Raw genomic sequence first — 12,339 nt, 5'->3', positions numbered from 1 at the left:
ATAATATTTAGTATGTATAAACCCTAATATGTTGATATCTTTTGTATATATCATTTTCTAATACATTTTTTGCTAAGGTCTGACCCAGACACTAGTAAAATATTTTGGGCAGGTTTTTGCCTTATTTATTGACCGCTTTTCACTGATAAAAAACTGATAGAGAGTAGCCATGACAGCCAATGCAACGACGACTGCTGCCACATCTGAGCAAACTGAGTCAAAAAACGTAAATCTATATGGTCGCCCTGAACGTATCGCGACCGTTGAGCGCAATACTGCCGAGACGCAAATTACCTGTACCGTTAATTTAGATGGTACGGGTAAAGGTACGGTAGACACTGGTGTGCCATTTTTGGATCATATGATTGATCAAATTAAGCGTCACGGTTTGTTTGATTTAGACATCAAATGTACCGGTGATACCTTTATTGATGACCATCATAGCGTTGAAGACACTGGTATTACCCTTGGCCAAGCCTTTAACAAAGCACTGGGTGACAAAAAAGGCATTCGTCGTTATGGGCACTTTTATGCGCCGCTAGATGAGTCATTGACCCGTGCTGTCGTCGATCTGTCAGGGCGTCCTGGTTTGCATATGGACATTCCATTTACGCGCTCGCACGTCGGCCGTTTCGATGTTGACCTATTCAGTGAGTTCTTTTACGGGTTTGTCAATCACTCATGGATGACGGTGCACTTAGATAATCTAAAAGGCAAAAACAGCCATCATCAGATCGAATCCACCTTTAAAGCCTTTGCTCGTGCGTTACGTATGGCTTGTGAGTACGATGAGCGTGCATTGAACACCTTGCCATCGACCAAAGAGGCTTTCTAAGGCGCATTTAAGGCTCTTCTACGGTGTCAGTCAAGCTTGGCGTACTAGCTGTACAGCCTACGCTTGACTTCCTTGTAGCAAAACCTTATCTACACCTTAGTAATAGCCAACAATATAAATGGTCAACAATATAAATAGTACAGTAGTCAAAATATTTAAAAATGAGAACCAATCGATGACTAAAGTAGCACTATTAGATTACGGTATGGGCAACCTGCACTCTGCTAGCAAAGCCCTATCGGTAGTCGGGGCAGAAGTCTCTATCACCAATGATCCAAAAGTCGTGGCGGCGGCTGATAAGATTGTATTCCCTGGTGTGGGTGCAATGCGTGACTGTATCGCTGGCATGCATGAGGCAGGCATTGATGACGTCATACGCCATGCAGTATTTAATAAGCCCGTTATGGCCATCTGTGTGGGCATGCAGGCGTTGTTTGAGCAGTCAGCTGAAAATGGTGGCACGGACTGTTTGGGCATCTTAAACGGCACTGTAGAAGCGTTTGACCCTACGTGGAAAGACAAACAGGGTGCAACGATAAAAGTACCGCATATGGGCTGGAATACCATTAGCGGTATGAATTTTGACCATCCGCTCTGGCACGGTATCGAAGACAACGCGCATTTTTATTTTGTGCATAGCTATTACTGTGAACCTACCGATAGCTCACAAGTGGCGGCGGTATGTGACTATGGTCAACCGTTCTGTGCCAGTGTGATCCAAGACAATCTATTTGCCACCCAGTTCCATCCAGAAAAGAGCCACACCGCTGGCTTGCAACTGCTCAAGAACTTCGTAGAGTGGAATGTGTAAGTAGTTGATAAACGTGAAGTGAATATTTAATTTAGTAGAAGGTAGATTATCAATTGTATAATCTGCCTTTTTTATGCTCAGCCATCACTTTGTAGCTGCCATTCTTTAGCTACTATAGTTTAGCCATCATGGTTTAGTGATACGCTCAGTTGTTTTCTACTCGCTTATACTTGGAATATCTCAGTGGATTTTACTGCCTTTAAAATGAATGTTGTGGAAACAACTGGCCTTGCCAAAGATGCCTTACATATCTATGTCGGTGTCGGTGTTTATCTGCTGTGTCTGGTTGCGCTGCGACCTATTATAAAAAGCCAAGGTATTCGGTCATTTATCGCATTGATCGTCGTGACTTGTATTGCGCTGTTGGGTGAGTATTTGGACAATCGAGATACGATTGAAGCGCTTGGCTTAACTGGCTTGAGCCGTGATCAGATACTCGCGAGTATCCGTGATTTGATCAATACTTGTATGTTGTCTTATGTGCTCTTTGCGCTGAATAAGTGGACGACTATATTTCGACCAACCAATAAATCGACTTCACTGACCAAACGCCATAAAAAAACGGACTATTAATTAGTCCGTTTTTTCGTTTTGCTATTTGAATTTATAATTCTAGCAGCTCATCTTATTTCTTGGCTTCATCATACAGCTCACGTACGACTTCACCAATCGCTTTGATACCATCAGTGAGCGTCTGCTCATCGGCGGCGATACTCATGCGGATACACTCGTGCGCATGCTGATAATCGCTAACATCGACACCAGGGAAGAAGTACTCACTTGGCACAATAAGCGTGCCTTTTTCTTTTAGGCGCTCGTATAGATCCAGCGTGCTAATCGGCAAGTCTTTAAACCATAACCACAAGAATATCGCACCCTCAGGCTTATGAATGACCAACGGGTAATCGCCCAAGGCTTCTTTCAACAGCTTCACAGCAAGGGTAGCCTGCTTTTGATAAAACGGCTTGATGTCGTTATCAGATAATTGCTTAATACGATCGTTTTCTACCAATGGCGTGGCAATCGCTGCACCAAAGCGTGTCGGTGCAAGGTTCACCACCGCATTCATTGCGCTGACCGCTTCAATTACTTTGGCATCGGCCACAATAATACCCGTACGCATACCAGGCAAACCAATCTTCGACAGACTAAAGCACAGAATCGTATTGTTATCCCAATTCAGGTGCGCGTCAGAGTAGATGATATTGGGGAAGGGCATACCGTAGGCATTATCGATAATCAGCGGTATGTCATAGCGTTTGGCAATCTCGGCCAAATGTGCCATTTCGTCATCGGTCAGCACGTTGCCAGTCGGATTGGTCGGGCGTGAGCAGCAAATCGCGCCGATACGACCTTCCTTTAGTGCTGGCAAGTTCTCTAACGCGTCAAAATCCACACGATATTTAAAGAAGCCTTCCTCACCATCATGAGTCACTTCATCGATATGCGGTAATACAGCGGTGAAATGCTGACCTTCTATATGCACATCGCTATAGCCAATATACTCAGGGGTCAATGGCAGTAGAATGGACTTGTCGATAGATTGGTTCTTTTCATCAGCGAACGCACCGCCAAATAGGTTAAACAGATAGAAAAACGCATTCTGTGAGCCATTAGTCAGAGCGATGTTTTCTGAGGTGAGGTTCCAATCGTAATGACGGTTAAAGAAGCCAACCAACGCATCGATAAAGGCGGCATCCCCTTGCGGATTGGAGTAGTTCGCCATGCTGATAATCGCGCTACTATTGGGCACGCCTGCATCATTATCAACACCCAGCGCCTTATAGGTCTCCAAGAACAACTCATTAACGGCATCAATTTTGGCAGGGTTACCACCGCCCAACATGTTGACAGGTTGATCGCTTTTTAGCGCATCGCCCAGATCATCCATCAATTGTGAGATGCCAGTGGGTTGGGTAAATTTTTGACCGAACTTTGAGAATTTCATAAGGCTACCATGCTGTTTGAGAGGGTGTTAATGAGGTATAGGCACGCATACCCCTAATGATAATATGGGCGTTAGTATAGCAAATAGTCAGTTTTAAACGAGTTGGAATCGTAAAATAAACTATTGTTAAATCATCGCTCTTACCCTAGCCATAATTCCACGGCCAATCACCAATCTCACATAAATAATGGCAATGGCAAACAGTAAGACGATTAACGCCGCACCGCCAATAGCCAAGCTCGTCCACGGCACACTAAATTGTAGATTAAACCATTGCGTGATTGCTGCCCATGCGCCAACGCTGGCGATCACAACGGCAAATATCGCCGCGCTAATCCCAAGCACGCCCAACTCTAGGATATTTAGCATATACAGATCGCGCTTTTGCATACCGAGCAGTCTAAATGACGCGCTGTCTTTCATGCGGTCTTGCGAAGTAGACAGCAACGAGCTGATCAGCACCATGACTCCAGTGAGCAGGGCAAGCAAGGTGAACACATAGACCAAGCGGCTCATTTGTACCACCAGCTCTTGGATTTGCTTCGCGATAGCAGTCCCATCAATGGTAGTGACAGCAGGGAACTCGCGTACCAGTTTGCCTTGTAGTTCTGGAATGGCACTCTCTGACACGTGGGCAGTGGCAAATTGAATCTGCGGGGCAGCGGACAGCACCGACGGCTCAAATAAGAAATAGAAATACGGGCTTGGGCCACGCTCATAGCGCGTGCGAATACTGGTAATTTGCCCGATGATTTCGATACCTTGAATGTTAAAACGTACCTGATCACCCATACCGACATTGAGCATACCCGCGGCAGTGTCCAAGATAGATAAAGGTTTGATTTGTTCATTTGTCGCATCGATAGGGGTGTATAGCGCGTCATCTGTGAGCGATTCAGTGATGTATTCGGTCTCCATGACCGTATCTGCATAGCTCAAGTTAAAGACACGCGTGGGATCATCAAACCCATCAGCAGGCTCGATATCTTTTGCCGCCACATCATTGGCCGTCTCTACACGTGCACGAATGACGGGATAATAAGTGACAGGCGCTCCAATGATGGCATCAATATCGTCATGTTGATCGCTCTGCACGTCGAGCAAAAACAGATTAGGCGCGTCTTCAGGATATGCATTGATAAACTGCGCATTGATACTGTGATTGAGCGTGGTAATGAGCGTCAGCACCGCTACCGATAGTGATAAGGTGACAAAGAACAACGCTGATTGGTTGCCTTTACGCGCAAGGTTATGGATGGCGATACGCTGCATCCAACTGACCTTAGTATTGCTTGCTAACTTGTTAAGCAACCAGAGCCACCCACGCGCCAATAACCAAAATATCGCCACAAAGCCAATCAAGCCGCCCAATAGCTGCGCACCTAATGACAGTGAGCCAACTTCATAAGCAAAGAAGGCATACAGTCCTGCCAGCACCAAGCCATACCATAGTAGCGGCACGCGTCGATACCAAGGCAAGTTTTGCATTTGCGTGCTCGCCCCTTGATTGAGTAGGGTAGCCGGTTTGGTTGTGTTAAGCGCGCTTAGACCGCGCTGTGCAATCAGTAGCGTCAGGGCTAAGGCAATCACAATGGTTTTGATGGCACTGATTGGGTTAATAGCGAGACCGACATCGACAGGCAAGATAGCCACCAGATATGGCTGGCCGATTTTGAGTAAGCCCAGACTAAGAGCAACCGCTGCGATACAAGCAATGACAGTCGTTACGATAAGCAGCTGATAATAGCTACGTTTGAGTGAGCCAAGCGGTTCGCCTAACGCCAAGCGAATGGCATTATTGGACTGCTGCTTGCTGACAAACGCACTAATGACGCCGTACATGGCGACCGCAGATAGTAGCAACACCGCGATGACCAGCAGTTTTAAAAACATCAGCACATTATCAGAGATACGCGAGACAGAAGTGTCTGCGGACTCTGCATCAGAGAGCTCGATATCAGGATAATTGGTCAGGATATCTGTAAGCTGTTCACGCTGCGTGGTTATCAGCTCGGGATCGCCTGCCATTTCGATACGATAGTTTATGCGGCTGCGTTGACCCAATAGGTTGGTTGACGGGAGTGCATCTTGTTTCATCAACACACGCCCACCGAAACCAAAGGTGGTCAGCGGACGGTCAGGCTCTTTGGTCAGTACATCACTGATCGTGAACTGCGCATCGCCAATGGTGATACGGTCGCCGACATCGGCCTGTAGACTACTGAGCACTTCTGGCGCGACGATCACACTGTCAGATGTTAGCTGATCCCACAGCGGCTGCCCCGAGGCAAGTTCCGCTGTGCCGTATAGGGGATACGACGGCGAGACGGCTTTGACACTGGCAAGCAAGGTTTGCTCATCATTGACCAGCATGGCGCTAAACTGATAGTCATACACGGTCTGTGTATTAGGGATAGTTTCTACCTGTGACAATACTTCGCTTGGCCAGTCCTGCTTACTGTTTAGGATTAGATCCCCACCAACGAGCGCACGCTGATTGTCATTGATGTAGCTATCGACAGACTGCTGCACCGAGTCGAGGGTCAGGTAGGTTGCAAGCGACAAAGTCAAGGTCAATAGGAACAACACGGGATATACCCAGCGCTGCCACCAGCTACGGGTTAACGCTTTTGCGCCTAAGGTTTGACGGCTAAAGAAACTGCTCCCTTTAGTATCAGTAGCTTGATTATTGATAGCCGTATCGCTTTTTTTGATCGTAGCTTTAGTCATAATTTTTTTGCTTAATCGGTAGACGTATTAAGAAATTTTAGAATGTGTTATCAGGTAACCAGATATAGATAAAGTCGAACAACTCTGCATCTGTCATATCAGTTAATGAATGAACGAATTTTTTATCTTTGACTGTTTTATATACTGCGCTAGCTACTACTTTATGGTAAAGAAGAGACTTACCTTTCGTTTGTTGTTCAAACCAGTGTTTATTTATTTTGCTAGGTAAGTTATAGAAAAAAGAAAAATCTAGCTGTTTACTGAGGAGGTTCAACTTCTTGTATTTGTAAGTATCAAAGTAATATAAATGTCTTAATGCATCATTTTGCAGTGTATTTTGCTCATTCTGTAGTAAGTCTAAAAAACAAAGGTATTCGTCATCATTTTCTATAAAGTACGTCAAAGGGTATAGGAAATAATTATTTGCTCTTAAATATCCCTTACTTATTGCTTGTAGAATAAGCTGACTTATCTCGTCTCTGTTGGCATTGATGAAAGGTTTTGAGTAATGCTCTAATATAAAAGAGAGCGCAAAAATAATGGAATAATCATCTGAGTCAGCCATCTGTTTCAAATAATAAAGCGCATTATCTAATTTATAGATCGAGATTAACTGATTAATTGTTTGGCTATAATCTTCGGTTTCAAAAGTGAACTTTCCAGCAAGTAAGTCTTTTGCCACGCTTTCTATCTCAAGAGTTCCCATTGAACTAACCTTATTAAATTAGAGCATTAAAGACTAAGGGATGAATGCCTATTTATTCTTCAATGCGGCCGTCATGCATAGTGATGACGCGATCTGCCATCTCGGCAAGTGCAGGGTCATGAGTCACGACCACCAGTGCTGAGCCAACCTGTTGGCGTAAGTCTAATAGCAGCTGCATGACTTGATCGGCATTTTGCTCATCTAAGTTGCCCGTTGGCTCATCAGCAAAGACAATCTTTGGATGCGATACCAGTGCTCGCGCCACCGCTGTACGCTGCTGCTCACCACCTGATAATTGATTGGGTAAGCTGTTACGTCTATGACCTAAGTCGACCGCATCTATCAGCTCGTCTACGCGTGATGGGTTTGGACGTCTGGCAATATCAAGTGGAAAAGCAATATTTTCAGCGACGGTTAGTGTGGGCAGTAGATGAAACGACTGAAAGACAAAGCCCATATCCTGTTGACGAATAACGGCTAGCGCATCTTCGTCAAGACTGCTAAGCATTTGACCTGCTAGCGACACCGTACCGCTATCGGGATAGTCTAATGCTGCGAGTAACCCTAACAAAGTAGATTTACCCGATCCTGATTTGCCCATGATGACTACAAACTCGCCAGCATTAACGTAGATATCTACGTCTTTAATGATGGACAGCTTTTGCTCACCGACTTGTACGGTTTTATTTAATTGTGAAGCGGTCAGTAGAGCTTGTGTCTTAGCGTCTGCTTGTAGCGTTGCTGTGGCAGTCGAAGATGATGATGTCATTACCGTGTCTCGTTTAATGGTCTCGTTAAATAGTCTCATTTGTCGTATTTTTTGTCGTGTCGTCTTGAGCAGTTGCAGCTGTGTTATCGGTATCGGTTGTTTTTAACTCTTGTAGTTCTTCTAGTTCATTTAATTTAGGCTCTAGAATAGGCAGGATATTATTATTAACGATAATCTCGTAGCCTTCTTTAGTCGGATGAATCGCATCTGCTTGGTTAAGCTCTCGGTCACCGCCGACGCCCTCTAAGAAGAACGGAATAAGCGTTAGATTCATATCCTTGGCAATACGTGGATAAATGTCTGAGAATGCCGCGACGTATTCACTGCCTAGATTGTCATAGATCGACATACCGCCTAAGATGACGACACTACCATTGTCTTGCAGGTGCTTAACCGCAGTACGAATATTGGCTTCAATGGTCGCTACATCGATACCGCGTATCGCATCGTTAGCACCAATAGTCAATATGGTGATGTCGGGTTTGGTTTGCGACACCCAGTCCAATCGATTGACCAATCCCGTACTGGTTTCACCGCTTAGACCTGAGTTGATAACCTTGGCATTAGCGTAGCCCATCTCTTGTAGACGATCTTCTAACTGAGCAGGATAGTTGTCGTCTTTGTCCACTCCCAGACCTTCTGTCAGGGAGTCACCAAGCGCTAAAATAGTAAGTGATGAGGATTTGACCTGTTGATCAGTTGTTGCTGCGGTTTCAGCTGCTACTGGAGCAGTGCTGGCTTGACTGTTAGTCGCTTCAGTACTGGTACTCTGCGTATCATCAGCAGATGTCGTTTCAGCATCTTTCTGACAGCCACTGATAGCCATTGCAGCTGCGAGCATGGCGATAGCAGGCAAGCGCTGAGCAAAACGAGAAGGGAAATTCATCATGGGTGTTATGTCCTATATGCAATCAAACCAAGGTATAGTCAAATCCTATCTAAATCAGATACGGTATCAGTCGGATGAGTCGTCAGGCTCGCTCAGTCTACTATTGGTAGTACTGTCACTCACCTTCCTTTTATCCAGATTATATTGAGTATCCAGCTTATATTAAGTATCTAAGTTATATTGAACTGACTATAGCAAAATAAGACAGTGACCTATATTGCCCTAAGGTTAATTTAAAGCCGCTTTATTGCGTGTTAGCAATTATGGCCTTATGAATAACAAAGGCTTATAGCAATCAAATATATTTGCCATCGACCATCACTGGACGACTAACAAGCCAAGCAATCACGACGTTGACAATCATCAGTATCAGCATAATAAAAAGTGGCACACTCCAACTGCCCGTTGTTTCATGGAGCCAGCCTGTGCCCAATGGGCCAAAAAACGCAATGATATAACCAACTGCTTGAGCCATACCAGACAGCTCACTTGCCTGATTGGTCGTATAGGTGCGCATAGAGAACAGCATCATGCTCAAGGTGAAAATCGCCGAACAGCCCATGCCCATCATACCTGACCATAGCCATGCCAAGTCAGTCGATAGATAACTGACGCCCAATATACCAATGACATTTAGCACAGCGGCGAACACCGCTAGCGCTTGAATAGGGCGACCGCGATTGACCAACCAAGTTAAACTTAAGATAGAGACTGGTGCCATAAACTGAAATACAGAACCCATTTGTCCAGCACTGACGGCAGATAGCCCTTTACTCACCCAAATCGATGGTAAAAAACTGGCAACGGTATAAAATAATAATGACTGTAATCCCATAAAAATAGCAATCTGCCACGCAAAGGTAGTGCGCCACATAGAGATATCAGAAGAACCTAACGCCGCAGGGATGATCGCTTGATGGTTGGATGAACCCAACCGTACACGTAAGAACAGCCAGATAACAAAGGCAAAAACACCTAGTATTGTCCAACCGCCTAATGCCCACTGCCAACCAACTTGCTCCGATAACGGTAGCACCACGCCTGCGACGATACCTGCTGCTGTGGTCATCGTAAGACTGAACAACCCTGTAATCAGCGGAATATGTTGCGGGGTACGCTGCTTAATGACCGGTGCTGCTAAAGTATTAGCGAAGCCGATGGCAAGGGTAAGCAACAAAGTACCAATTAAAAACCCACTCCACGTCGGGATAGCAGTACGGATAATCATCCCTACCGTTAACAACCCAATCATGGCAATCAGTGTGTTTTCTAGTCCGAATCGCTTACCAATTGTTGGAGAAATCAGCGCACCTACAGCAAAGCTCAGCATAGGCACTGCCCCTAGCCAACCTATCTGAAATTCAGAGATATCAAGCGCGTCTTTTACCACTGGGGCGATAGAACCTAGTGCAACGATAGGTGCACGCATATTGGTTGCTAGCAGAATCATGGCACACAGAACCAACCAAAAGGTAAAGCGTGAGGAGGGCAGGCTAGATGAAACAGATAGATTGGACGAGGTAGACATAGCAGCACAACGATGACAGCAAAAAAGAACACGTTATTAAACAGCGCCAAGAAATTGCCGCTTATAAAATAACACCAGAGAGCATTTACCCAGACACGTACCTAAACGGTAATCGATATCGTAAGTTAGACCGAAAAATATATGTAGCGCGTAAGACATACAATTTGCTTAACTGACTTTACTAAATTGGCAGGCAGGTTAGTCAAAATGTATGCGTGGTTACTTCGAGTTACGGTTTTAGAACAGTGATAATAAGAGATGGCGATAATAATAAATCTTAAATAAGCAGTCTTATCGCACAATAAAAATAGCGCCAAGTCACTTCTGAATGACTTGACGCTATTATAAGAACATATGTCAGGTAAATGCTACCAACGTATGGTAACTAATAGGCTATTAAACCGATTTACCCAATTGAGCAGCTCTTAATGCATTCTCTTGCTGTTCAGCGATTAGTGAATCGCACTTATTGGGATCATTGCCGCAAAACGAGCAATTTTCATCGCCCATCAATTTGGCAACACCGCCACAAGATCCTCTAAGCGGCTTTTTTTTGACCATATAACCGACGCCCATAAAAATGAAGAATAGGACAAATACGGTGAAAGTAATGGCAAGCATAGGAAGCAGTTGGCTAAGCATAGAGGAAACCTCATTTTAAAAAATAGGGCAGTTATTAGTAGTGTTGTCTAAGTTCATGACAGCTAAGCACCGTTAATAACAACTGTATAATAGTATAGCAAATTTTAGTGCGGCTCGTTGTGCGTTAACGTATTCTCTTGTTTCACATCTATCACTTACCAGTGGCTTTTAGAGTGTGCTGTCTAGAGCTTGGAGAACGTTTAAAGCTTTTTATCAGCACGTAATGCTTTCATCGCTGGGGTCTGTACCACCTGCCAGTCGTCAATATCATCATCAGCAGCTTCGTTGGACATATCATCAGAACCTTTTGCCTTTACATCGTCAGCTAGTACCACAAACATGGCCGCCAGATTTTGCGTTTTAGCGAGGTCTAGTGCTTTGTGATAAGGCATCGCGGTAAGAGCAGTTGCCCACGCATCCGCTAATGCAACCGAATCAGCTGCGACAGTGACTGAAGGTGCGCCGCCTGCAATAGGGTTGCCCGTTGTCGGGTCGATAGTATGGCTATAGCGTTTGCCATCGAATATGACGGAGTTGCGATAGTTGCCAGAGGTCGCCAGATGCATTTGGCTAGCCGTATTCTTTGGCTGGCGAATAGCAGATATGGTCTGACGTTCGCTGACAGTACTGCCTTCAATAGGAGCGTCAATGGCAATTTGCCATGGCTGCTGTTGGTTATTCACACCAGAAGTGGCAATTTCACCGCCGATCTCAACCATATAGTTACGAATTTGATAATCATCTCTCAGTACGTCAGCGATGACATCGACACCATAGCCTTTGGCAACGGCAGAGAAATCTAAACCCACGCCGTCTTTGGTTTTATAGATGGTGTCGTCTTTCTTTATGATGCTCTCAAAATCGACCAACGCTTTGGCTTGCGCAATCTCAACGGCAGTCGGCGGACTTTGTAGTCGCTCGACCGTCATGGTACTCCCAAAGCCCCAGGTGTTTACGAGTGGCATAACAGTAGGGTCAAAGGCACCGCCAGATTGCTGATAGACAATTTGTGATACGTCTAGCACACGACTAAAATCAGCATCGATAGTGATAGGTTTGTCTTTGCCCAAACGATTGAATGTAGATATAGTCGAGTCGTTTTGATAAGTAGACATGCTATCGTTAATTTGTTTTAGGCGCTCGTCTACCGCAGCTTGTATGGCAGCTTCGTCCGCATCATCAGGCAACTGATAGCTAATATGATAGCTCGTTCCCATCGTCTCACCGATCAGATAGTTATAGTCTGGGGTTTGCTGGCAAGCACTGAGACCTAAAGTACTAGCAAGGCCAAGGACTCCAACTAGGGTAAGGTGCAGAGGTTTTTTGGAAGATAAGCTGGATATAGTGTTTTTCATAATATTTTCGGTATGGCGTAGAAATGAGTAGGGTGTAAAACAAGCCACGCTTATTTTACACCCCTTGAACCCAAAAATACTAATGAAGGCACCATTCAGCGACAATTCGTTCGGTTGAGTGGATTA

General features: G+C 45.0%; 11 protein-coding genes. 3 read left to right on the top strand and 8 right to left on the bottom strand.

The window, feature by feature from the left end; all coding sequences use genetic code 11:
* Nucleotides 1-169 precede the first annotated feature (169 nt).
* The 3 genes from hisB to CXF61_RS07710 all read left to right on the top strand — a co-directional run bounded on the left by hisB (nt 170) and on the right by CXF61_RS07710 (nt 2,219).
* Nucleotides 170-835 carry an imidazoleglycerol-phosphate dehydratase HisB gene (hisB, locus tag CXF61_RS07720; protein ID WP_227526628.1) on the top strand — a complete coding sequence of 222 codons (666 nt, stop codon included), beginning with the start codon at nt 170-172 and terminating at the stop codon, nt 833-835.
* A 175-nt stretch (nt 836-1,010) separates the two neighbouring features.
* The gene (gene hisH / locus CXF61_RS07715) at nt 1,011-1,646 is read left to right on the top strand and encodes an imidazole glycerol phosphate synthase subunit HisH (RefSeq protein ID WP_165597780.1); all 636 of its coding nucleotides are present in this window, start codon (nt 1,011-1,013) and stop codon (nt 1,644-1,646) included.
* A 204-nt stretch (nt 1,647-1,850) separates the two neighbouring features.
* A complete protein-coding gene (locus tag CXF61_RS07710; protein ID WP_227526631.1) occupies nt 1,851-2,219 on the top strand; it encodes a hypothetical protein in 369 nt (122 codons plus the stop codon).
* Nucleotides 2,220-2,271: 52 nt separating this feature from the next.
* Here the strand turns inward: CXF61_RS07710 and CXF61_RS07705 are convergent, their stop codons facing one another.
* The 8 genes from CXF61_RS07705 to CXF61_RS07670 form a co-directional block, all read right to left on the bottom strand.
* Nucleotides 2,272-3,594, bottom strand: coding sequence for a valine--pyruvate transaminase (locus CXF61_RS07705; protein ID WP_165597778.1), 1,323 nt, complete (start codon nt 3,592-3,594; stop codon nt 2,272-2,274).
* 126 nt (nt 3,595-3,720) lie between these two features.
* Complete coding sequence (locus tag CXF61_RS07700) at nt 3,721-6,324, bottom strand: ABC transporter permease (RefSeq protein WP_165597777.1); 2,604 nt, start codon at nt 6,322-6,324, stop codon at nt 3,721-3,723.
* A gap of 37 nt (nt 6,325-6,361) precedes the next feature.
* Nucleotides 6,362-7,030 (bottom strand): hypothetical protein, encoded by a 669-nt coding sequence (locus tag CXF61_RS07695; protein WP_165597776.1) that lies wholly within the window; start codon nt 7,028-7,030, stop codon nt 6,362-6,364.
* 52 nt (nt 7,031-7,082) lie between these two features.
* Nucleotides 7,083-7,799, bottom strand: a complete 717-nt coding sequence (locus CXF61_RS07690; protein ID WP_165597775.1) for an ABC transporter ATP-binding protein — start codon at nt 7,797-7,799, stop codon at nt 7,083-7,085.
* A gap of 25 nt (nt 7,800-7,824) precedes the next feature.
* Complete coding sequence (locus CXF61_RS07685) at nt 7,825-8,685, bottom strand: arylesterase (protein WP_413775331.1); 861 nt, start codon at nt 8,683-8,685, stop codon at nt 7,825-7,827.
* A gap of 298 nt (nt 8,686-8,983) precedes the next feature.
* Nucleotides 8,984-10,216, bottom strand: a complete 1,233-nt coding sequence (locus CXF61_RS07680; RefSeq protein WP_165597773.1) for an MFS transporter — start codon at nt 10,214-10,216, stop codon at nt 8,984-8,986.
* Nucleotides 10,217-10,612: 396 nt separating this feature from the next.
* On the bottom strand, nt 10,613-10,858 hold the full coding sequence (gene nqrM / locus CXF61_RS07675; RefSeq protein WP_057762175.1) for a (Na+)-NQR maturation NqrM: 246 nt from the start codon (nt 10,856-10,858) through the stop codon (nt 10,613-10,615).
* A gap of 200 nt (nt 10,859-11,058) precedes the next feature.
* The gene (locus CXF61_RS07670; RefSeq protein WP_165597772.1) at nt 11,059-12,213 is read right to left on the bottom strand and encodes an FAD:protein FMN transferase; all 1,155 of its coding nucleotides are present in this window, start codon (nt 12,211-12,213) and stop codon (nt 11,059-11,061) included.
* Between the last annotated feature and the right edge of the window lie 126 nt (nt 12,214-12,339).

It is taken from the genome of Psychrobacter sp. 4Dc (genome assembly GCF_002836715.1).
Taxonomy (GTDB): Bacteria; Pseudomonadota; Gammaproteobacteria; order Pseudomonadales; family Moraxellaceae; genus Psychrobacter.
Note: the sequence above shows the minus strand (reverse complement) of the source record. Positions and strands in the feature narration are given on the sequence as shown.

Bases quoted from the DNA above. Each gene is read 5' to 3' on its own strand.
- hisB (WP_227526628.1), top strand. From the start codon at position 170: ATGACAGCCAATGCAACGACGACTGCTGCCACATCTGAGCAAACTGAG.
- hisH (WP_165597780.1), top strand. From the start codon at position 1,011: ATGACTAAAGTAGCACTATTAGATTACGGTATGGGCAACCTGCACTCT.
- CXF61_RS07710 (WP_227526631.1), top strand. From the start codon at position 1,851: ATGAATGTTGTGGAAACAACTGGCCTTGCCAAAGATGCCTTACATATC.
- CXF61_RS07705 (WP_165597778.1), bottom strand. From the start codon at position 3,594: ATGAAATTCTCAAAGTTCGGTCAAAAATTTACCCAACCCACTGGCATC.
- CXF61_RS07700 (WP_165597777.1), bottom strand. From the start codon at position 6,324: ATGACTAAAGCTACGATCAAAAAAAGCGATACGGCTATCAATAATCAA.
- CXF61_RS07695 (WP_165597776.1), bottom strand. From the start codon at position 7,030: ATGGGAACTCTTGAGATAGAAAGCGTGGCAAAAGACTTACTTGCTGGA.
- CXF61_RS07690 (WP_165597775.1), bottom strand. From the start codon at position 7,799: ATGACATCATCATCTTCGACTGCCACAGCAACGCTACAAGCAGACGCT.
- CXF61_RS07685 (WP_413775331.1), bottom strand. From the start codon at position 8,685: ATGAATTTCCCTTCTCGTTTTGCTCAGCGCTTGCCTGCTATCGCCATG.
- CXF61_RS07680 (WP_165597773.1), bottom strand. From the start codon at position 10,216: ATGTCTACCTCGTCCAATCTATCTGTTTCATCTAGCCTGCCCTCCTCA.
- nqrM (WP_057762175.1), bottom strand. From the start codon at position 10,858: ATGCTTAGCCAACTGCTTCCTATGCTTGCCATTACTTTCACCGTATTT.
- CXF61_RS07670 (WP_165597772.1), bottom strand. From the start codon at position 12,213: ATGAAAAACACTATATCCAGCTTATCTTCCAAAAAACCTCTGCACCTT.